Origin of the sequence: Bacillus alkalicellulosilyticus, assembly GCF_002019795.1 — a bacterium.
Taxonomy (GTDB): domain Bacteria; phylum Bacillota; class Bacilli; order Bacillales; family Bacillaceae_F; genus Bacillus_AO; species Bacillus_AO alkalicellulosilyticum.
Genome location: NZ_KV917381.1, coordinates 126,060 through 146,979 on the forward strand (window position 1 = coordinate 126,060; position 20,920 = coordinate 146,979).

The window sequence follows — 20,920 nt, forward strand, 5'->3', positions numbered from 1 at the left end:
AGATGTGGAAAGTGAGTATATCGAAGGCTTTAATAAAAAAATGGAGTAAAAGTCTAAGCGACTTTAACCCCACGATTAATACACAGTTGTTTCGATTAAACTTTTTAGCCAATCCCCTGTTTTCAAGAACAATTCATTTTCAAAAGCATAGCTTGTAAATGTATGGTCAGCGTGTTCGATATAATCTACAGCTGATTGAAGTTCAATTGATGCTATAGATAAACATTTGAAGTATAATTCTGCATTTTCTTTAGGTACATCTTGGTCCTTATCGGCATGTAAAATAAAGACCGGTCCTTGATAGAAAGAGATGTTTTGAAGAGGGTGATGTTTTTTTAAATCGCCAAAGAAATCATGACTTACATAAAAACCTTTATAATCAATAATACCATGTTGTGAGGCCTGCTTCACAGCGTGTTTTCCGGTTATTCGTGTAATATCTTCATATGGATTCGCAACGGGAGACCATAAAACTAATTGTTTTATACGTGTATCCGTTTTAGCGACTAAGGAAGCAACCGCCCCACCTAAGCTGTGGGCTATAACAGTTATCTCTTCTCGGTTTACGTCAGGTAACTCTTCAACAAAAGAAAGGACATCCTTAAGCTCGTTTCTTTGCTTAGTCAACGTTACATCACCGTAGTCTCCATCACTTTCTCCACATCCACTAAAATCAAAACGAACGACAACAAAGCCTTGCTCCGTAAAATGTCGGGCAGCTTTGACAAATAATCGATGTTCGCCTACCTTACTACCTACAAAACCATGAACAAATACGATAGCTGGTTTTTGGATTTTAGGTTGGTTACTTGGGAAGTGAACAGCTCCTGAAAGATTGCGACTACCTGAAGCGATTGTAACTTGGTTGACCATTGTATACACCTACTCTTTTATATTGTGTATTCCTATAAACTTACTTGGTATTAAGTATAATGATTCCCGAAGCAATAGTCAATACTAGTGATTAGAAGATTTTATCGATTATTTACGTAAAAAATGATAACGTTACATATAGAAGTAACATTATCAGTGAATGGAGTGTCACCTTTGAAAGTATTTGAAGCAAATGACATGATGAATAGCTTACCAGAGCAGTACTTCGCTAAGCTTGTCGGAAAAGTTATGCGGTTAAAGGAACAAGGATTCGATATTATTAACTTGGGTCAAGGAAACCCCGACCAGCCGACGCCAGAGCATATTGTAAAAAGTCTACAAGAGGCAGCTGCCAATCCTATATTTCATAAATATTCCCCATTTCGCGGTCACAGTTTTTTAAAAGAAGCTGTAGCTACCTTTTATCAAAGGGAATACGGTGTCAGCTTAGATCCAGAGCATGAAGTGTGTATCCTGTTTGGTGGAAAAGGCGGATTAGTAGAGATTAGTCAATGTTTATTAAACAAAGGCGATGTAGCTCTTGTACCAGATCCAGGCTACCCTGATTATTGGTCTGGGGTTGCGATGGCTGGCGGAGAGATGGAGATGCTGCCATTAACTCCTGAAAATAACTTTCTTCCCTCATATAAAAACATTAGTGCTGAGGTTTTAGAAAAGGCAAAATTACTATTTTTAAATTATCCTAACAATCCAACGGGAGCGGTGGCGACGTCCGAGTTCTTTTCTGAGACTGTCTCATTTGCGGAGCACCACGACCTTTGTGTTGTCCATGATTTCGCATATGGAGGAATAGGTTTTGATGGAAAAAAACCGATTAGCTTCCTGCAAACAGAAGGGGCAAAAGAAAACGGAATTGAAATCTATACATTATCAAAAACATACAATATGGCAGGCTGGCGAATAGGGTTTGCTGTAGGGAACCGATCTGTCATTGAAATGCTTAATGTTCTCCAAGACCATATGTACGTTAGTATTTTTGGGGCAATTCAACAAGCAGCAGCTACAGCACTCCTTAGTTCTCAGCAATGTGTGACAGACCTTGTTGAATTATATGAACAACGAAGAAACCATCTGATGAATGGGTTGAAGTCGATTGGGTGGAATGTTACTGCACCTCCTGGGTCATTCTTTGCCTGGTTGCCGTGTCCAGAAGGTTTTAGCTCAGATGAGTTTGCCAATTATTTATTAGAAGAAGCTCATATTGTTGTTGCACCTGGTCGCGGCTTTGGTCAATATGGGGAGGGGTATATTCGAGTTGGATTGTTAGAAGACACTGACCGACTAGATGAAGCTGTTAAACGAATTGACAAATTAAAGCTATTTACATAGGAGGAGGTTGTTTGATGCGAGTAGCTATTTATCAAATGGACATCATTCCTGGAAACCCTAAAGCCAATCAGCAGAAGGTAAGAGATTGGATCCAAGTTGTGATGGAAGGTGATGGAGCGGATGTTCTTGTCTTACCTGAGATGTGGACAACAGCTTATACGTTAACGGACTTGGCTCAACTTGCAGAAGAAGATACAAAAGAAACAATTGAGCTCCTCTCTCACTGGGCTTTGATGTATAACGTAAATATCGTAGCGGGGTCTATTGCAACTAAGGAAAATGACAATATTTATAATCGAGCGTTCATATTTAACAGAGAAGGCAAACTCGTTCATCAATACGATAAAATGCATCTCGTTCCGATGCTTGATGAACATCTATATTTAAAAGGTGGAAGAGAACAAGCGATTACGTTTGAACTTGATGGGGTTAAAATGGGGGTCATCATTTGTTATGATTTACGTTTCCCAGAGCTTGCCCGTTCACTGGCACTAGAAGGAGCACAGGTCTTATTTTTGCTAGCAGAATGGCCCGAAGCGAGGAAGGAACACTGGAAGCATCTTCAAATTGCTCGAGCGATTGAAAACCAAATGTATGTGGTCTCCTCAAATCGAGTAGGAACTTATAATGACGTGGAGTTTTGCGGTCGTTCTAAAGTAATTACTCCATGGGGAGAAGTTATCGCACAAGGAAGTGCTAGCGAAGAACAAACGATAACCGCAGAACTAAAGCTTGAGGAAGTAACCACCGCAAGAAAGATTGTACCCGTGTTTGAAAGCCGTGTTCCTAATTTATATAAGAGATTATAAGAATGATAAGAAGCTTACTGGAGATACAGTAAGCTTTTCTTTTTTCTTGTAATCGAAGAACCGAAACCGCAGACGCTGGAAAAGGGAGCGTACGGTAATGGAAGAGAGAGAACCATACCCGAAGCAAGTGAAAAAGAGGAGCGTGCGGTAATGGAAAGCGAGAACTATACCCGACCAACAAAAAAACCGACCGAACGGTAACGCAAACAAAAAACGTTACCGGCCCACATAAGGAGCGGTAACGTAACTCAAACTTTTACGAAAATAATTTAGCTAGTTCAGTACGAAAATCCTCAGTTATAATCCCTTTTTCAGTAATGATGCCCGTAATTAACTGTGCTGGGGTTACATCGAAGGCTGGATTAAAGACTTTAATATCGGCTGGAGCAATGGCAGCGTTGGCTAGAGTTCTTATTTCATCAGGATGACGTTCTTCGATTTCAATTGCTTCACCTTTATCGGTAGATAAATCAATGGTTGATAAAGGTGCAGCAACATAGAAAGGGACCCCGAGTGACTTAGCGATTAACGCTATTCCATAAGTGCCAATTTTATTTGCTGTATCGCCATTTGCTGCAATGCGGTCTGCACCTACAATGACAGCTTTGATGTTTTTTGTTTTTAACGTATGAGCTACCATATTATCCGTAATCAATGTTACATCAATTCCTAGATTTTGTAGCTCCCATGCGGTCAAACGAGCGCCTTGTAACACTGGGCGAGTTTCTGTAGCAAAGGCGTGCAGTGTAACCCCACGCTCTTTTCCTAAATAAAAAGGAGAAAGGGCTGTACCGTATTTTGAAGTGGCAATTCCACCAGCATTACAATGAGTTAACAACGTGTCGCCATGCTCTACTAGCGTTAGTGCGTGTTCGCCAATTTGTCTACACACTTCTTCATCCTCTTTATCAATCAAAATCGCTTCTTGGACAATCCGTTCTGTTGCTTCCTGAACAGATGATACATCTTTGATTGAAGTCATGAGTCGTTCTAACGCCCAAAATAGATTTACCGCAGTTGGGCGAGCAGAGCATAAAAACTCTTTTTCCTTTTCAAGCTCATCCTTAAAATCAGCAAATGAGGAAAAGTCAGTTGTTGAAACCCATAAAGCTAACCCGTAAGCAGCTGTTATCCCAATCGCGGGAGCACCGCGAACCTTTAATTCAAAAATACTATCCCAAACATCTTGAAGGGTACGAAGCTCAATAAATTTCGTTTCATGCGGAAGTAATCGTTGGTCTAACAATAATATATAATCGTCTTTCCATTCAACAGCTCTAATTGTCATGATTGGGACACAACCTTTACAATATCATCGATTGTTTGAAATTGATGTCTAGTTAAAATAAGTTCTTTTCCAAGAGCAAGAGCTTTCTTTTGAACCGTAAGCTTTACGTTAGCATCTTGAATACTTTCAATATCTTCTACATGGGCAAGTCCAATGGTTCTTCGGATTACTTTACAACCAGCAAAGCCGATTGCATCTTGAAAAATGGATTCTAGTAGCTTTTTGCGAAAAGCTGGAACTGTCATGTATACATCATTTTGATTAGTTTCCCATAGTGAAGTGAACGTTTCTTCGAACACTTCCCAAACTTCTTGGATACACGATAAAAGGTAGTTTTGATATTGTTCTCGTTGTTTTTCGTCAGGTTGATGTCCTTCTTGAGAAAGATAATTCAAAATCAGATTTGCAATAAAAGCACCAATATCAAACCCGAAAGGTCCTACAAAAGCAAACTCTGGATCTATTACTTTTGTCTCATTAGGGCTAACAAAAATACTACCGGTGTGCAAATCACCATGAATCAGTGCCTCTCCCTTGGTCAGGAAGTTAAATTTTAATAAAGCTACTTCTTCCTTTAAATCAGAAGCTGACCAAATCGTGTCTTCGATATATGGTCTTAATTCTTCTGGGAATGAATTTGTGTCATGGTCAAAAAACGGATCGGTAAAGACAAGGTCTTCCGTAATTTTACAAAGCTCAGGATTTGTAAAAGAAGAGGCCATTAGCTTTTTATCTTGCTGATCCATGCCGAAATCAGAAGAATAAAATAAGGTATGAGCTAAAAAAGTACCAATGTCTTTGGCTACTTTAGGGTACACTTCTCCTTGAATTAACCCTTTGCGCATGATGACAAGGTGAGAAAGGTCATCCATGACAGTTAAAGCTAACTCTTCGTTTGCATAATGAACAGTGGGTGTGAGTTCCGGAAGTAACGTATTTTCTTTCTTTAAGGCTTCGTATTCTATACGAGCCCGATCTAATGTCAGCGGCCAGCTTGTCCCTACCACTTTTGCATAAGGCAACGCTTGCTTTGCAATATAGGATTTATCTGTTTTTTCATTTTTCACACGGAAAACTAGGTTTAAGTTGCCATCACCAATTTCCTCTGAGCTTACGGGTTCTTCTTTAGCGAAAAGTCCTATTTCTTTAAGATACTCGATTACTGTTTGTTCAGTAAAAGGAGCATAATTCGGATATTCCTTTGTCATCATAATTCCTCCTTACAGTACAATAAAAACCCTCTTCAGCTATAAGCAAAAAAGGATGAATTCATCTATCCATTCCAAGCTAGATTAGACTAGTGTTCTCTATTCTGATAAGAGTAGTTGGTTATGATTGAAATCATACACTTCTATCAAGAGGAAAGCAATAAAAGAAATTGAAATGAAGCAAATATTCAGGAAATAAGCAAGAAGTCGGTGAAAGATATCTAGAAATCAGCGCGTTGGTCATACTAATGGTGAAAGAAAAAGAACGATAATAATTGACAAGATTTATGAAAGAATAGATAATCAACACAATTCATATCTCGTAAAAAATAGTACATATATACAGATAGAGGAAGGGTGATAGAAACGTGGGAGAAGTGACAGCCACATACTTAGTAGGAGACAGTAAGAATTTAGAAAAAAAAGCGAATGGAATAGCGATTGGTCTGACTGTAGGTTCCTGGACAGACTTACTTTTAGTCGAGCAGGAACAACTGCAAAAGCATAAAGGCTCGGTAAAATCTATCGAGGAACTACCAGATGGAAAAGGGAAGATTACGATAGCCTACCCGAGTGCGAATTTTACAAGTGACCTACCAGCGATCATAACGACTACTTTTGGGAAGTTATCCCTTGATGGGGAAATTAAATTGTTGGATCTGGAGTTGTCAGATGACCTAAAAAAGGCATTCCCTGGGCCTCAGTTTGGTGTAGATGGGATTCGACAACAAATCAATGCGTATGACCGACCATTGCTTATGAGTATTTTCAAAGGAGTCATAGGGCGAGACTTGACGTACATTCAAGAGCAAATGAAAGCACAGGCCTTAGGAGGAGTAGATGTCGTAAAAGACGACGAGATTCTGTTTGAAAATAAGTTATCTCCTTTAGTAGATAGGGTAAAGGTCTGTAAACAAGCATTACAAGAAAGCTACGAAGAAACTGGAAAACGAACATTATATGCTGTTAACGTTACCGGTCGAACTTATGACATTATCGATCAAGCAAGACGTGCTGTTGATGCTGGAGCGGAAGCATTGTTATTTAATGTGTTTTCATATGGTCTTGACGTATTACAAGCACTGGCAGAGGATCAGGAAATAAATGTTCCGATAATGGCACATCCAGCTTATGCAGGGGCTCTTATTTCCTCGCCTCAGTACGGGGTTGCAGCTCCGCTATTATTAGGAAAACTTCTTCGTTTGGCGGGTGCTGATTTTATTTTGTTCCCATCGCCTTATGGCTCTGTTGCAATGAACAAAGAGGATACGCTTGGAATTAAGAACTACGCTATAGCAGAAGATACATTCCACAAAAGGGCATTTCCTGTTCCGTCTGCAGGGATTCACCCAGGATTAGTACCACAATTAATTGAGGACTTTGGTGTGGACAGTATCATAAACGCAGGTGGAGGAATTCATGGACATCCCGGGGGAACGATTGCAGGAGGACAAGCTTTTGTGGCTGCCATCAACGGTGTCATGAGAGGAGAAACACTAGAAGAGATAGCTAAAGGAAGTGAAGAACTTGCAACAGCCATTACACTTTGGGGATCAGGTAAATAAAGATTACGTCATTTTTTGTGACTTCGATGGAACGGTTACAAATAATGATAATATTGTTGAAATCATGAAAATGTTTGCACCAAAAGAGTGGGAAATCATTGCGATGAAAATCCTCTCGAAGGAAAAATCGATACGTAAAGGAGTAAATGAATTATTTGCTCTATTACCTACAAGTAAGAAAGACGAAATAATTTCATTTACATTAGAACAAGCAGAGTTTAGAGAAGGATTTGATGAGTTTGTGGCGTATACTCATAGACATAATGTAGAGTTAAATATTGTGAGTGGAGGGATTGATTTTTTTATCGACCCTCTGTTACAATCCTATCAAATTCCGATTTATTGCAATACTTCTGATTTTTCTGATGATGTTATAAAAATAGGGTGGCCGTATCGTTGTGATGACGACTGTCAAAACGACTGTGGATGTTGCAAGCCGTCTATTATTAGGAAAGTAGCAAATGGACGACAAGTTGTAGTCATTGGTGATTCAATTACGGATGTACAAGCGGCAAAACAAGCGGATTTTGTATTTGCCCGTGATTATTTATTAAAGGAATGCCAGCAACTTGATTTGCCGCATGCGCCGTTTACAACGTTTTTTGATATCATCAATGTGTTAAAAACGAGGGAAGTGAATCTATGAAACAACAATGGGATGAAATAGCAAGCATTAAACGTGAGCTTGGGCAACGATATTGGTTTCCAGGAACGAGTGGTAACCTATCAATAAAGGTTAGCGATGAGCCACTTCAATGTCTTGTTTCCGTAAGTGGAAAAGACAAGTATAAGGAAACGAACGAAGATTTTGTGTTGGTCGATGAAGATGGAAAAGTGATTGGTTCGCCGTTAAAGCCTTCTGCAGAAACAGTCATTCATTTAGAAGTATATAAAAAAACAGATGCGGCTTGTAGCTTACACGTTCATACCGTTGATAACAATGTAATTTCTGAGCTTTATGCAGACCAAGGGTATATTTCTTTTTCGAATCAAGAATTGATAAAGGCGTTTGGAATTTGGGAAGAAGATGGGCAATTAATCATCCCTATCGTAGAGAATATTCATGACCTCCCTAAATTAGCAAAGGTTATCGCCGATTCAATTACATCTGAAACAAAGGCTGTATTAATTCGGAATCATGGCATTACCGCTTGGGGGAAAAATGCCTTTGAAGCAAAGAGACATCTAGAGGCGTGTGAATTTTTATTTTCCTATCATTTGAAGTTGCTTCAAATGAAGCCGTTTTTTTTATAAGAATTGATAAAGAATTATGTAAAGGGAGGGTGTTAAAATGGCAGTTATTAAAGTGAGAAATAGTGGGAAAGTAATCGAAGGTGTGGAGCAAGTAGGAGCATTTTTAGAAGAACAGGGAGTATTATATGAGCACTGGGATATGAGTAAATTGCCTCAGGAGCTTCATGAGAAATTTAACTTATCTGATGAGGACAAACAGCAGATTTTAACAGCTTTTGACCAAGATATTCGTTCGTTGGCAGAAAGAAGAGGATATGTAAATTGGGATGTTATCGCTCTTTCTGATACCACACCAAATTTAGAAGAATTATTAAAAAAGTTTGAACAAGTTCATACTCATACTGATGATGAAGTTCGAGTAATTACAGCGGGTCATGGAATTTTTATCGTTAAAGGAGAAGGCGAGATTGGTTATTTTGATATAGAGCTTGAAGCAGGTGATGTGATTTCAGTACCTGAACATACACCTCACTTCTTTACGCTAATGGAAGACCGTCAAGTTGTTGCAGTTCGCTTATTTATTGATACAGATGGATGGGTGGCACACCCGTATGAGGAAAAAGAACAACAAATTTAAATAAGGAGCTCACACGTGAAAAGAGGTATGTTGAAAGTTCAGATGGGATTACTCGTTGTTCTAGTATGCTCTTTTTGTTTTACGATAGAAACATACGTAAGCATCGATTCAGAGCCTTTTCTCAGTTCAAGTTATGACATATCTGATGTGGGTCAAGGCACAATTCTTTCTCCTGAAAAAGATGGAAAGTTATCAATAAGCCCTTTTATCCTGCTAGTACTAATTGTTTTTATAGTTCACTCAGTTTATTTAAATCGAAGAATTAGGCAACTATTATTGAAGGATTTTCTCTTACCTATTAAAAAACAGAGCTCGCTCTTTCTTTCTCCGCTTTCCTGAACTTACTAGTAGAGGAGGAAGAAAAGTGGAGCCTAAAAATGATGGGAAAGAACAACAATTATTGATAAACGAGGCTATTAAGAGTGTCACATTAGGTATTGGTTTAATGGTTATCGTTTTTTTAATCGCTCATTATGTGTTTCACATGCCGTTTTTTCCACAATAAAAAACGAGGAGTGCCGCCCGTGCACTCCTCTACTTAACCAATTAGAATCTCAAATATGTTGCTTCTCTTTTGTTTTCATGAATTTGTGTACTCCAGTATTCAAGGTCAATTAGGGCTTGATCATACTGTTCTTTTGTGACAAGTCGTGTCCCGGCTTCAGCAAAGTGGATATAATAAGCTAAGCCACTGCCCGTAACATGGATGCTTGCTCCTCTTATTTTATCGGATTTCATATGTATCGACTCCTTGGATATGTTTTGCAGGTTTGTAAAGAAACGATATCAATTGTTATCTTTCTATTAATGATACATGAAAATTTTGTAGAAATAAACAAGATAAATTGGTTTTAATTTGAAAATATGGTATAGTAGGACTGAATTATTCCTCGTATTTCCTCATGTGTTTGCACCCCATAAAAAACAAAATACTAGTTTAAGAGAAAGGAGAATCTCCTTTGGAAAAGCTTAAGTATTTAAATGACCAGGAACTAAACGAAGTACAACAACTACAGGAAAAAATGAATGAAGCTTCCTCGTATAGCGAATCGAAAAAATATATCACAGCCATTACACTTATTATAGAAAAAGCTAGAATCCGCTATATGGAGGAAAAAAAGAAAACACCCCCTTGGTAAGAGGTGTCAGGAAGACTGCTGTTGTTTTTTCTGCTTTTTACGATAATAAAGCCAAATCAAAACGACAGTAATAAAGAACAATAGCAAACCGTAAATACTATATTTAATAATATACTCCTCGATTAAATACCATCTGTATCCTGCCTGATGACCTAGTGAAATAAAGAAGATGACCCAAAAGAAAGCACCCGAAAAAGCGAATAAAGCAAATTTCCGTAAACTATAGCGAGAGATCCCGGCTAAGTACCCTGTGATATGGCGAATTCCGGGCAAAAAATAACCTATAAATAAGAGAACAGCACCATACTTTTCGAATAGCTTTTGAGTCTTTTCCACTTTTTTATGTGTTATTCCGATCTTCGGACCGTATTTTTGCAGAAAGGGCAAACCGAGCTTATACCCAAGGTAATAACTTATTGAAATCCCAATGACTGACCCCGTATAGGCTGTAATAATTGATAAGATGAATGTTAATTTTCCCTTATATATATAAAATCCAATAAAGGCAAGCAACACTTCGTCTGGTATAGGTAGGCCAATAATTCCCCCCACTAAGATGACAAAGATTGCGAAGTACCCATATGTAGAAAGTAGATATTCAAAAAATTCCATATAATACCCCATTTTTCGACACGGTGTAAAGATAATTAATTATATACATTCAAGAAGATAAAAGTAAATCTTACTTTTGCAGTTTTAGTACTTTTTTCTATTGTTAGCTTTTTCCTGACATTTAAAACGTCATTACACATTGACAACTCAATTTGTTATAGAGGAAAATAGATATACAGACAGATTAGGGGGGGTATTATGTTTACTAACATTTTACTAGCTGCTGATGGATCTGAACACTCGATTCGAGCTGCTGAAAAAGCCATCGCCATTGCAAAAAATAATCGAGAAGCAATAGTTACTGTATTATATGTAGTGGATGGAAGCACCTCGAAAGCGGATGTGCTACGAAACTGGGATTCCCTTGGGATAAAAGAAACAAGACAAAACAAGTTAGTTACGATTGAAAGGCAAGCGCAAAAAGAAAATATAAAGTATGAAATAAAAATTGTTCGAGGAGAACCAGGTCCAGCAATTATAAAATATGCGAATGAATACAAGATAGATCTTGTTGTGATTGGAAGTAGAGGGTTAAATAAGTTACAAGAAATGGTGCTAGGAAGTGTTAGCCATAAAGTAGCGAAACGAGTAACTTGCCCAGTCATGATTGTGAAATAAAAAGGAAAGACTAAAGATATACTAGCTATGGGTAGGTGGAAATGTTGAAAAAACTATCAAATAAAACGTTATTTATTGTGATCGCAGCAATTGGATTGTTGTATGGCTTATTATATTGGATAATTGGTAGTAGGCTAATTAGTTAACTCAAGGTGATGAGATTCAATACAACAAATCACATTTTATATATGCAGGGAAACGAGATAATGATAGAGAATTAGCTCATAAGGGAAACCTTTTGAGCTTTTTTATCATAGTATTGTTTGGAAATATGAAACTTTGAAAATAAAATGTCGTCTAATTATATGGGGAGGTGTAAAGGATTGGAGAGTCAGTTTGATTATTTGTATGAAACGTATCACCAGTCATTGTTTCAGTTTATATTTTACATGGTTAGAAACAGAGAAACGGCAGAGGAACTAGTGCAAGAAGTCTACATTAAAGTGCTGCAATCATATGAATCATTTGAAGGGAATAGTAGCGAAAAGACGTGGTTATATTCAATTGCACGTCACGTAGCTATTGACTGGATACGAATGCAAAATCGTCAAAAGCGGAAATGGTTAGGAATGTTCTCCCCCATTGAAAAAGAAATTATTCGTGACTCAGCCCCCCTTCCCGATGAGGTTGTAACGCAACGAGAAGAAATACGACAAATATATAAAGGACTTCAACAATGTAGTGTTGACCAACAGCAAGTGATTATTTTAAGGTACATTCAATCCCTATCTATAGCTGAAACAGCTCAAATACTAGGATGGACCGATAGCAAAGTAAAAACAACACAGCATCGTGCGATAAAGGCGTTAAAGGACATTGTTGAACATCCTAATCTAGCAGAGGTAAAGGAGGGATAACATGAAGCAGAGAAATGTAACTGAAATAGAGAGTTCGTTTGAACAACAAATACGACAGATGCCAAAGGTAGAAGATAGGAGATCCAAGGAAGAAATATATGGGCTTGTGCAAAAGGGACTTGAGAAAAACCCTCCCAGAAAACGGGGAAACTTTAAATGGGTTGCGCCAAGTATAGCAAGTGCGGCCGCAGTAGTGCTATTAGCAGTGCTAGCACCATCAATTCTAAATAGTGGGGAAGAAGAATTGTCTCTCCAATCTACTGAAATAGGGTTGCCGGAATCATCTGAAATTGCAGTAGTTGATGACCCGGGAAACGAAATTGGAATGATGCAAGCTCCTGAAAGCAGTCCAGAACTCGAAGCAAACTATTATTCCGCTATTCGCCAAGAGGAACTTGAAGAATATGAACATGCGGTAACTGTTGCATATATAGACGAACAAGCCCAATATCTAGTTCCGATAAGTTTTATCTATGAAAAACAAGAAGGAATGTTTGAGAAAATAAAGACGTTTGTAACTGAGTTCAATCCTGAGACGGTAGGACTAATGGAGAGTCCATTAAACAAAGTGGTTTTCATGAGCTCAGAAAATGATACTGAGGTTGTATTAGATTTTCAAGAAGCAGCTTTTTTTGGTTCTACAGAGACTGAGGCAATTAGGGCAGCCATTGGGAAGACATTCGGGGGATTAGGGTATGAAAAAGCAATTCTTAAAACCGAAGACCAAGTAGGCTTATTATTTGGTAATGAAGGTGAGATTGGTGATATGCCATTGGAATATAAAGAAGTCGGTTATCGTGTATTAACAACAGAAACCGGAGAACAATTCTTAGTTTCAGGTACGTATATTGGCGGAAGTGAAAGTGCACCTGATAGTTTCCAAGGATTAGTGGAATACATGGCAATACCTTTTCAAGAAAATGGAGTTGAAAATTTAATTCCACCATCAATCCAAATTGAAAATATTGACACTGGAAAAGGTGAATTCGTCATCACATTTGCAGAGGGGACTAATCTTGCCGAAGAACCTCGGGCACAAGCTGTAATTGAAGGATTACTTCTAACTGCAAAAAGCTTTGATGGCCAGTCGATCCAATTCGAACAGGCAGGCACAAATCAAGTTGGTCCGTATGACTTAACAGGACCTATTTCAACTACTATCTTTGCCAATGGGATACATTAATCTATTAAAGAGGGTGGAACAAAGGTTACTAAGCCTTCTGTCCCACCCTTTTGTTTCATACCGTAACAATAATCATAAGGGGTATTCTTCCCCTTTCCGGTATTTCTTGACATAGTTCGTGTCGTTTCCCGGGAAATTCAAATCATATTGTTGTTACGAAGAACGTTTTGGTGAATGGTGCCCCCCAGTGATTATAGTTGTCGCTAAACCCGTTGCAGTTACGGCAATAGTCGACAAAACTATTTCCTGAGGAGTGACAACAAACCAACCAAAGCCGACAACTATCATATCTACTATGAAAATCATAACTCCTACATTGATCTTAGTAGCTTCAGCTGCCATTTGAGCTAATAAGTCTAAGCCGCCTGTACTAATGTCATACAAAAACATGATGCCTACCCCAACGCCTAATAAAAGACCTCCGACTAGTGAACTTGATAATGGGCCAAGTAAAGGGGCATAGTTAGTTAGAAATGATAATAAATCAATAAAGAGTGCTGAAACAAGAAGTCCTGGTATGCTTGTATAAAAAAAGGTGCGGTACGATTTCCAGGCAAAGATATAGATGGGTATACTAATAATAACAATTGTTAGACCGACTTCTATATCCCATAAATAATGAAAGATTAAACCTAGTCCAATAATTCCACCATCGAGGATATGGTAAGGAATAAAGAAAAGATTAATACCCAAACCAATAATAATACTTCCAATGACTACAGCTTGAACAGCTTTCCACATGTTGAACCTCACTCTTTCCAATAAAGGCTTGTTTCAATCGTATGCCGACAAGTGTAAATAAAGAACTTATGATATGGACAACGAGAAAAAGCACTGGAATCTTTAAAGGATTCCAGTGCTTCTGAAAAAGTATAAAAATTTAGATGTTTCATAGTGCCCTGCATGGTAAATCAGGAAGGGCACTGTAAAAGTTAAAAACCGAACTTTTTCAGTGCCCTCTGGCTATGCCGTTTTTCTTATAGTAGATGTGTTAAAAATGCAGTCGCAATACCAAAGTATATTAACAGAGAAAAAACATCGTTTAACGTTGTGATTAATGGACCTGATGCAACTGCTGGGTCAATCCCTAAACGATATAACGTTAAGGGAATCACAGTTCCAGCTAATGTACCTACGATTAAAGTGATTAGCAACGAAACACCGACCACAAAACCAAGGATTAAGTCACCTCGCCAAAAATAAGCAATTGCACAAATTAATAAGCCACAAGTTATTCCGATGATGATACCGACACGTAATTCACGGAAAACTAGTTGTAAAATGGTCTTTCTACTAACATCGGTAGTGACAAGTCCACGGATAACAACAGCTAATGATTGAGTTCCTGTATTACCGGTCATCCCGGCTATCATCGGCATAAAGAAAATTAAGGCAACAACACTTTCGATGGTTGCTTCAAAGCTACTGATAATACTTCCTGAAACAAGTCCAATAAATAATAATAAAATTAGCCAAGGTAATCTCCGAACAGATGCGGTTATCGCAGGTGTAAAAAAATCGATATCCTTACCTGCAGCAGAGATTTTTTGTATATCTTCATTTGCTTCTTGAATGACAACGTCGATAGCATCATCGACAGTTATAATTCCTAATAGTCTTTGTGCTTCGTCGACAACGGGAATTGAAATAAAATTATATCTTTCAATTAATTGAGCAACGTCTTCTTGGTCCATATCAACTTGAACGGAGACAACTCGATTAAACATCAAGTCACTAATTTTATCTTCAATAGAGGCAATAAGTAAGTCTCGATAAGACACTACTCCGACAAGCTTCTTTTCATCATTGATAACGTACAGGTAATAAATATTTTCAGAAAAACTCGCAAAACTTTTCAGCTTATCAACAGCTTGTCTTACTGTATAGTCATCTTTTATCCAGATGAATTGGTTTGTCATTAACCCCCCGGCAGTGTCAGGAGGATAACTCATTAAGTCACGAACCGTCTCTGATTCTTCGCGTTTCATCCCTTCTAAAAACTCTTGGATTTTATCAACAGACAGCTCACTTAACAAATCAGCAAGATCGTCGTTATCCATATGGTTCATCACATTGGAAGAACGCTCAATCCCAAGTTTATGTAGAATTTCAATTTGAATGTCACTCTCTAATTCCTGGATTAATCCTGCAATTTGCTCTGGAGTTAAGAACATTAAAAATTTATGATGATGCTTTTCAGGAAGTCCTCGATATAACTGTGCGAAATCATAGGGGTGGAGCTCTTCTAGGATTTCCTGGAGGGCTATTTTTTTACCTTCTTTTACATATTTGATGACTAATACGAGCATTTGGTCTTCTGTCAAATTCGCATTCAAAACAACCACCTCATTTCATAAAAACTGCTACATGTCTTATTAATGTACTAAATCAAGGTTTATTAGTAAATCCTTTGCAAGAAAAAATGTCAAAACTGGTTTTATATGAATAGCATTTAATTTCCACAACATACTAAAAAAGAGAACCACATGATAAGGTGGGAATGATTGTGCTACGAAAAAAAATGAGACAAAAACAGCAACAAACCAAAAATAATGAGTATGTAACTCCAAATTATGAGGATTTTTTAAAACAAAAAATCGGGATAACCAATTTAGAAGAAATTCCTACAAGTACAGAAAAAGTCTCTTCCATCCTTGAAACAGTGTTTGAACATAGTATCGATTTTGAAGAGAGAAACATCAATATCCCTTCAGGACAAAAACTAACGATATATTTTTTTAATAGTATCATTAACCATGAACGGTTACAGGAAGGGGTGGTTACCCCTTTTATATCAAGAATTGAACATCACAAAACAGAATTCATTTCTGAATTAGGAGAGGTTATATACAATATCCAGTATGATACTCCAACAAATTGGAAGGATTTAATTCAAAACTGTTTAAAAGGGGATGTGATTTGTCACTTATCTGGGATAAAACCAATTACAATACCACTTGTACAGTTTGAAAAAAGAAATTTATCAGAACCGACGACGGAACAACAAGTGTATGGTCCAAAGGTAGGTTTTATTGAAGACAGCTTGGCTAATCTCTCTATCGTTCGGAAGTATTTTCAGGACCCAAGATTAAAAGCTCAAAAATTTCTGTTAGGGTCATTATCAAAGACAAAAACATACCTTGTGTATCTTGATGAATATGTAGATAATGATTTGCTTAATGACGTTGTGAAAAAAATGAGCGATATTAAAACGGACAATATTATAACGACGATGAACCTTGCTCAGCATTTAGTGGAATTTCCGAAATCATTATTTCCACAAGTGAAAAAGACAGAAAGACCTGACCAAGTCGCTTTTGCACTCACACAAGGAAAAATCGTAATTTTTTTAGATAATTCGACCTTTGCTATCATTTTGCCGACAACACTTTGGATGTTTTACGAAACAGGGGACGACAATGACGAAGGGTCGATGTGGAACCTAACATTTATGAGGTTGCTTCGTATCTCAAGCATGTTCATTGCAACATTGGCACCTGCAACCTATGTCGCGCTCGTGGCCTTTCATCCGGAGCTAATACCTACCACATTGGCGTTAACTGTAGCAGAGTCAAGGAACAATATTCCATTTCCAGCTCCAGCTGAAGCCTTTTTAATGATGTTTGCGTTAGATGTCTTAGTTGAAGCAAGTATTAGGCTTCCTAGTTTTATTGGACAAACAATTGGTATTGTCGGTGGTTTAGTAATCGGACAATCAGCAGTTGAGGCTGGAATTGTGAGTAGTGCGATGGTCATTGTTATCGCATTTACCGCGATATCGGCGTTTACAGCTCCATCATGGGAATTAGCTTCATCATGGCGTGTCATTCGTTACATGCTTCTATTTTTTGCAGCTTTTCTGGGGCTTTATGGGTTAATTCTAGGAATATGTTTATTTACGATGCATACATCGGCACTTACATCATTTAAAAAACCATATATGTCATCATTAAGTCCATTAAATCCAAGAGAATTCTTTGATGTGTTTGTGAGAAATGCCATTCGGAAAAATGACAAAGGAGGAAATTCTAATGAAAACAGTTCAAAAGACGCTTAAAAGCTTTGACCTGTTTGCGTTTACGGTTTCCTCTACGATTAGTGTAGGTATTGCATTTTTACCATATGTAGCTGGGGAAGAGATTCGAAGCGCTTGGCTCAAAGTGATGATTGGTTCTCTTCCGTTTTTTGGTTTCCTATTCTTGCTCCATCTTTTCAACAAAAGGTATTCAACGGGTGATTTTTTCTTAGAATTAAAAAAACGTATATGGAAGCCCGTGTATTGGTTGATTATCGGATATCTTTTTATAAGTATTATTTATGCAGGAGGAATCGTACTAACGGGAATGGGGGCGGTAGTAAATACCTATTTGCTCCCTAACACTTCTCAATGGGTTTATATTTTATTTTTTTTAGTTGTCGTAGCAGTTGGAGTTTATTATGGATTAGCTGCAATTATCCGTTTTGTTGTATTAACGATTGTTATTGAATTTTCTATTTTGCTTGTAATCATTGCAATAGGTTTTACAGAGCCTTTCCGCTGGATTTACATTCCACCGGTTATGGACATTGATATTAGTTTGCTTTTGAAAAGTACAATATCCGATTTTGCTAGATATAGTGGACTTGTGACGCTGTTAGGTTTAGTAGTCTATAGTAAGCCTAATCAATCCATAATTAAACCAACTAGTTTTGGTTTGTTATTTGTATTGATTGTATATACGGCTTTATCGATTGTTGTTCTAGGAACGTTTGGTTTTGAAGAATCTCTTCAGTTGATTTCACCTTTTATTGCATTAGTCCAGACGTACTCTACGGCAGGAGGTGTTATTGAAAGGCTTGATTTAATATTTTTAGCCTTTTGGCTTGTTTTGTTTTTTAAGATTATCATCATTCATATTTGGTTTTTAGTTCTTATGTTGAAAAAGAATTTTCCAAATGTAAATGGGAAATGGTTTATTTTGCTCATTTGTGGAATGCTCTTTGTTCTTAATCTATTTTTGCCACCAATCATTTCAGACTATTGGAGAGTTCATAATTTTAATACAGCCATGTACGCACTGGTTTTACCGTCAGTCTTGCTAATCTATTTACTACTGAGAAAAAAGGGAGGGAGGCAAGCTTGAAACAAAAGATTAAGAAAATGACGACATCTCTTGTCGTGTTACTCATACTAACCAGTTGTAGTCCAGATGCTAGGGAGCTTGATGAAAGATCGATGATCCTAGGGTTAGCAATTGATAGGGGAGAAGAAAAACTTTATAAAGTGTCGATTCAACTTCCTATCTTAGCTGAAGAACCAAATAGTGGTGCTGAACAAGCGAGCCGAGAATTTGAGGTGTTTTCTGTGGAGAGTGATGCTCTTTGGGAAGCGTTCGCAGAACTAGAGTCCTATACACCTTCTGTTCTTTTCTTCGGACATTTAAAGGTTGTTGCGATTTCTGAAGAACTTGCTCGAAATGGACTTGGTGATGTCATTGACACATTAGACCGAGAAGCAACAGTTGCTAATCAAGTATCCCTAATCATTGTTGAAGGAAAGGCAGAAGAGTTTATAAGGACAGAATCACCTTTAATTAATTTACCTGCACTCTATTTACACCGATTCTTTCAAGCGGACCAAAAAATATCAAGAGCGGAACGGATTAAGCTTTTTGAATTTTTGCGTGACACGAATATGATATCCAATGCCGCTACACTGCCTCTTGGAAGAATAAACGATGAGAGTATCGTTATCGAAGGGCTGGGTGTTTTTAAAGACTATAGCATGGTCGGGAAACTGAGAATGGTGCAAGCTGGGGTAAGTCAACTCCTTAAAAACAATGAAGTGGATGACATGAATATAACAGTTGTTGTAGATCATGTTGGTAAAAAAGTGACTAGCTCAATTACTAGAATGCATTTGAAGCAGAAAGTGCGTTTTGATAAGGAGAGTCCAATTACTTTCACTCTTGATGTTCGTGGAGAAGGACAACTAATAGCGTTATCGGATGTCACGGCTAGAGAAACACCGGAATTTCTTGAAAGTTTAGAAACAACGGTTGAAGAAGAAGTAAAGAAAGAAATCGAAGCGGCAATAGAAGAAATGAAGAAAATTAATATAGAACCATGGTTACTAGGCCACCGTGTCTGGGCAACTAATCCGCGACTGTTTGAAAAATTAGATTGGGAAACAACTGGTTGGAAAAATGCAAATTTTGAGATTACTGTTGATTTTGAGATAAATGACACCGGTCAAAGAGGGTATTATAACAAGAAAAAAATTGGAAGATAGGGTGTAGAGAATACGGTTGATCTCATTGACGGTCTAGTTTTCCCTGTGATATAATCGGAGATATTGAAAATCATTATCATTCTCAATGGATTATATATAAAATTAGCTTTTGGGAGGGAGAACCATGAGCTTTATACAATTAAACGGGATTACTAAATTCTTTACAAGAACATTGAAACCAGCAGTTGATAACCTTTCTCTACATATTGAAAAAGGCGAAATCATTACATTACTTGGACCAAGCGGCTGTGGGAAGACCACTACGTTACGAATGCTTGCAGGTTTCGAACAACCTAGTACGGGAACGATTCAAGTTGGGGACGAGGTTGTATTTAAAGACGGGCGTAGTTTACCACCAGAAAAAAGGGGAATTGGTATGGTTTTTCAAGACTATGCACTGTTTCCTCATTTAACGATTGAAAAAAACGTGATGTTTGGTTTGAATAAATGGTCAACGAAACAGAAGAAAGAACGCGTCAGAGAGGTATTAGAATTAGTTGGTCTCTCGGAGTTCAATAAGCGATATCCTAGTGAGTTATCCGGTGGGCAGCAACAGAGGGTTGCATTGGCTAGAGCCTTAGCTCCTCGTCCGCATGTTATCTTAATGGATGAACCCTTTAGTAATTTAGATGCTGGACTACGTGAAAAAATGCGTTATGAGGTAACAGCTATTTTACGTAAAGCAGATACAACAGCAATTATCGTTACTCATGACCAAAAAGATGCATTCGCAGTTTCTGATCGGGTAGTAGTGATGAATGAAGGAATTATTCAGCAAATTGCCTCTCCGAAGGAAATGTACCGTTGTCCGAAAAACTGCTTTGTGGCTCAATTTGTTGGGAAAACCAACTTGCTATCAGGAACGTTATGTCCAGACTTAAAGCATGTTGAGACAAATATTGGACGCGTCTGTTTGCCTTCAGCTTTGACGGAGAGTATGGATAATGTGATGGTTTCCATTCGTCCAGAGGGCTGTCGCTTATCAGAAAAAGGTAGGTATGTTGGAACCGTTGAACGAGTGACGTACACTGGTGAATACCAAGAGGTAACTGTACGATTAAATGGAGATTTGACTGTTGAACCAATGGTTATTTATGCATCGATTGAACAAGATGTTGAAGTTGGTTCCGTCATTTCATTTGATATAACCCCTGAATTAGTAGCATTAGTAGACTAAAGATAGTAAAAGCTAGTTAAGTAGATAAACCTACTTAACTAGCTTTTTTTTGGTTTAAATCTTGGGGATGAATAACTGCACTCCTGCGAGTTCTTTACTATCTTAAGAACTACATATATGGCAGAAATGAACAAAGTTA

22 protein-coding genes are annotated in these 20,920 nt (G+C 37.8%); 15 read left to right on the forward strand and 7 right to left on the reverse strand.

Annotation, left to right across the window (positions count from 1 at the left end; genetic code table 11):
• Positions 1–75 precede the first annotated feature (75 nt).
• Positions 76–873, reverse strand: coding sequence for an alpha/beta hydrolase (locus tag BK585_RS00735; RefSeq protein WP_078551247.1), 798 nt, complete (start codon positions 871–873; stop codon positions 76–78).
• 174 nt (positions 874–1,047) lie between these two features.
• Between BK585_RS00735 and BK585_RS00740 the strand changes: the two genes are divergently transcribed.
• Entirely contained in the window at positions 1,048–2,223 is a 1,176-nt protein-coding gene (locus BK585_RS00740) for a pyridoxal phosphate-dependent aminotransferase (protein ID WP_078551248.1), read from the forward strand.
• A 14-nt stretch (positions 2,224–2,237) separates the two neighbouring features.
• The gene (locus BK585_RS00745; RefSeq protein WP_078551249.1) at positions 2,238–3,032 is read left to right on the forward strand and encodes a carbon-nitrogen family hydrolase; all 795 of its coding nucleotides are present in this window, start codon (positions 2,238–2,240) and stop codon (positions 3,030–3,032) included.
• 256 nt (positions 3,033–3,288) lie between these two features.
• Here BK585_RS00745 and mtnA read toward each other — a convergent pair whose 3' ends face one another.
• Both mtnA and mtnK read right to left on the reverse strand, forming a co-directional pair.
• A complete protein-coding gene (gene mtnA / locus BK585_RS00750; RefSeq protein ID WP_078551250.1) occupies positions 3,289–4,320 on the reverse strand; it encodes an S-methyl-5-thioribose-1-phosphate isomerase in 1,032 nt (343 codons plus the stop codon).
• Complete coding sequence (gene mtnK, locus BK585_RS00755; RefSeq protein WP_078551251.1) at positions 4,317–5,528, reverse strand: S-methyl-5-thioribose kinase; 1,212 nt, start codon at positions 5,526–5,528, stop codon at positions 4,317–4,319. Before mtnK ends, mtnA begins: the two co-directional genes overlap by 4 nt.
• Positions 5,529–5,896: 368 nt before the next feature.
• Between mtnK and BK585_RS00760 the strand changes: the two genes are divergently transcribed.
• The 5 genes from BK585_RS00760 (at position 5,897) to BK585_RS23845 (ending at position 9,429) form a co-directional block, all read left to right on the forward strand.
• Positions 5,897–7,093, forward strand: coding sequence for a 2,3-diketo-5-methylthiopentyl-1-phosphate enolase (locus BK585_RS00760; RefSeq protein WP_078551252.1), 1,197 nt, complete (start codon positions 5,897–5,899; stop codon positions 7,091–7,093).
• Entirely contained in the window at positions 7,056–7,739 is a 684-nt protein-coding gene (locus BK585_RS00765) for a 2-hydroxy-3-keto-5-methylthiopentenyl-1-phosphate phosphatase (protein ID WP_078551253.1), read from the forward strand. The genes BK585_RS00760 and BK585_RS00765 overlap by 38 nt, the downstream gene beginning before the upstream one ends.
• Complete coding sequence (locus BK585_RS00770; protein WP_078551254.1) at positions 7,736–8,347, forward strand: methylthioribulose 1-phosphate dehydratase; 612 nt, start codon at positions 7,736–7,738, stop codon at positions 8,345–8,347. The genes BK585_RS00765 and BK585_RS00770 overlap by 4 nt, the downstream gene beginning before the upstream one ends.
• A 37-nt stretch (positions 8,348–8,384) precedes the next feature.
• Positions 8,385–8,924 carry a 1,2-dihydroxy-3-keto-5-methylthiopentene dioxygenase gene (locus BK585_RS00775; protein ID WP_078551255.1) on the forward strand — a complete coding sequence of 180 codons (540 nt, stop codon included), beginning with the start codon at positions 8,385–8,387 and terminating at the stop codon, positions 8,922–8,924.
• Positions 8,925–9,288: 364 nt separating this feature from the next.
• Complete coding sequence (locus tag BK585_RS23845; RefSeq protein ID WP_170885435.1) at positions 9,289–9,429, forward strand: hypothetical protein; 141 nt, start codon at positions 9,289–9,291, stop codon at positions 9,427–9,429.
• A gap of 41 nt (positions 9,430–9,470) precedes the next feature.
• On the opposite strand, the gene BK585_RS00785 is transcribed toward BK585_RS23845, so the two are convergent.
• Positions 9,471–9,662, reverse strand: coding sequence for a hypothetical protein (locus BK585_RS00785; RefSeq protein ID WP_078551257.1), 192 nt, complete (start codon positions 9,660–9,662; stop codon positions 9,471–9,473).
• A 221-nt stretch (positions 9,663–9,883) separates the two neighbouring features.
• Between BK585_RS00785 and BK585_RS00790 the strand changes: the two genes are divergently transcribed.
• Positions 9,884–10,063 carry a hypothetical protein gene (locus BK585_RS00790; protein ID WP_078551258.1) on the forward strand — a complete coding sequence of 60 codons (180 nt, stop codon included), beginning with the start codon at positions 9,884–9,886 and terminating at the stop codon, positions 10,061–10,063.
• A gap of 6 nt (positions 10,064–10,069) precedes the next feature.
• Here BK585_RS00790 and BK585_RS00795 read toward each other — a convergent pair whose 3' ends face one another.
• On the reverse strand, positions 10,070–10,675 hold the full coding sequence (locus BK585_RS00795) for a DedA family protein (RefSeq protein ID WP_139367472.1): 606 nt from the start codon (positions 10,673–10,675) through the stop codon (positions 10,070–10,072).
• A 198-nt stretch (positions 10,676–10,873) separates the two neighbouring features.
• Between BK585_RS00795 and BK585_RS00800 the strand changes: the two genes are divergently transcribed.
• The 3 genes from BK585_RS00800 (at position 10,874) to BK585_RS00810 (ending at position 13,333) form a co-directional block, all read left to right on the forward strand.
• On the forward strand, positions 10,874–11,293 hold the full coding sequence (locus BK585_RS00800) for a universal stress protein (RefSeq protein ID WP_078551260.1): 420 nt from the start codon (positions 10,874–10,876) through the stop codon (positions 11,291–11,293).
• 323 nt (positions 11,294–11,616) lie between these two features.
• Complete coding sequence (sigX, locus tag BK585_RS00805; RefSeq protein WP_078551261.1) at positions 11,617–12,150, forward strand: RNA polymerase sigma factor SigX; 534 nt, start codon at positions 11,617–11,619, stop codon at positions 12,148–12,150.
• Position 12,151: 1 nt separating this feature from the next.
• A complete protein-coding gene (locus BK585_RS00810) occupies positions 12,152–13,333 on the forward strand; it encodes a hypothetical protein (RefSeq protein ID WP_078551262.1) in 1,182 nt (393 codons plus the stop codon).
• A gap of 153 nt (positions 13,334–13,486) precedes the next feature.
• On the opposite strand, the gene BK585_RS00815 is transcribed toward BK585_RS00810, so the two are convergent.
• Positions 13,487–14,074, reverse strand: a complete 588-nt coding sequence (locus tag BK585_RS00815; RefSeq protein ID WP_078551263.1) for a YitT family protein — start codon at positions 14,072–14,074, stop codon at positions 13,487–13,489.
• Positions 14,075–14,310: 236 nt separating this feature from the next.
• Complete coding sequence (gene mgtE / locus BK585_RS00820) at positions 14,311–15,669, reverse strand: magnesium transporter (protein WP_078551264.1); 1,359 nt, start codon at positions 15,667–15,669, stop codon at positions 14,311–14,313.
• 170 nt (positions 15,670–15,839) lie between these two features.
• On the opposite strand from mgtE, the gene BK585_RS00825 reads away from it, so the two are divergent.
• The 4 genes from BK585_RS00825 (at position 15,840) to BK585_RS00840 (ending at position 20,781) form a co-directional block, all read left to right on the forward strand.
• Positions 15,840–17,390 carry a spore germination protein gene (locus tag BK585_RS00825; RefSeq protein WP_170885436.1) on the forward strand — a complete coding sequence of 517 codons (1,551 nt, stop codon included), beginning with the start codon at positions 15,840–15,842 and terminating at the stop codon, positions 17,388–17,390.
• Positions 17,365–18,456, forward strand: a complete 1,092-nt coding sequence (locus BK585_RS00830) for a GerAB/ArcD/ProY family transporter (protein ID WP_170885437.1) — start codon at positions 17,365–17,367, stop codon at positions 18,454–18,456. The genes BK585_RS00825 and BK585_RS00830 overlap by 26 nt, the downstream gene beginning before the upstream one ends.
• A complete protein-coding gene (locus BK585_RS00835; protein WP_078551267.1) occupies positions 18,453–19,604 on the forward strand; it encodes a Ger(x)C family spore germination protein in 1,152 nt (383 codons plus the stop codon). The genes BK585_RS00830 and BK585_RS00835 overlap by 4 nt, the downstream gene beginning before the upstream one ends.
• Positions 19,605–19,728: 124 nt before the next feature.
• Entirely contained in the window at positions 19,729–20,781 is a 1,053-nt protein-coding gene (locus tag BK585_RS00840; protein WP_078551268.1) for an ABC transporter ATP-binding protein, read from the forward strand.
• Positions 20,782–20,920: the final 139 nt, after the last annotated feature.

What these genes read in the sequence shown, in the direction of transcription:
- BK585_RS00735 (WP_078551247.1), bottom strand. Translation starts at nt 873, where the DNA reads ATGGTCAACCAAGTTACAATCGCTTCAGGTAGTCGCAATCTTTCAGGA.
- mtnA (WP_078551250.1), bottom strand. Translation starts at nt 4,320, where the DNA reads ATGACAATTAGAGCTGTTGAATGGAAAGACGATTATATATTATTGTTA.
- BK585_RS00785 (WP_078551257.1), bottom strand. Translation starts at nt 9,662, where the DNA reads ATGAAATCCGATAAAATAAGAGGAGCAAGCATCCATGTTACGGGCAGT.
- BK585_RS00795 (WP_139367472.1), bottom strand. Translation starts at nt 10,675, where the DNA reads ATGGAATTTTTTGAATATCTACTTTCTACATATGGGTACTTCGCAATC.
- BK585_RS00840 (WP_078551268.1), top strand. Translation starts at nt 19,729, where the DNA reads ATGAGCTTTATACAATTAAACGGGATTACTAAATTCTTTACAAGAACA.
- BK585_RS00770 (WP_078551254.1), top strand. Translation starts at nt 7,736, where the DNA reads ATGAAACAACAATGGGATGAAATAGCAAGCATTAAACGTGAGCTTGGG.
- BK585_RS00775 (WP_078551255.1), top strand. Translation starts at nt 8,385, where the DNA reads ATGGCAGTTATTAAAGTGAGAAATAGTGGGAAAGTAATCGAAGGTGTG.
- BK585_RS00830 (WP_170885437.1), top strand. Translation starts at nt 17,365, where the DNA reads ATGAAAACAGTTCAAAAGACGCTTAAAAGCTTTGACCTGTTTGCGTTT.
- mtnK (WP_078551251.1), bottom strand. Translation starts at nt 5,528, where the DNA reads ATGACAAAGGAATATCCGAATTATGCTCCTTTTACTGAACAAACAGTA.
- BK585_RS00810 (WP_078551262.1), top strand. Translation starts at nt 12,152, where the DNA reads ATGAAGCAGAGAAATGTAACTGAAATAGAGAGTTCGTTTGAACAACAA.
- BK585_RS00745 (WP_078551249.1), top strand. Translation starts at nt 2,238, where the DNA reads ATGCGAGTAGCTATTTATCAAATGGACATCATTCCTGGAAACCCTAAA.
- BK585_RS00800 (WP_078551260.1), top strand. Translation starts at nt 10,874, where the DNA reads ATGTTTACTAACATTTTACTAGCTGCTGATGGATCTGAACACTCGATT.
- BK585_RS00815 (WP_078551263.1), bottom strand. Translation starts at nt 14,074, where the DNA reads ATGTGGAAAGCTGTTCAAGCTGTAGTCATTGGAAGTATTATTATTGGT.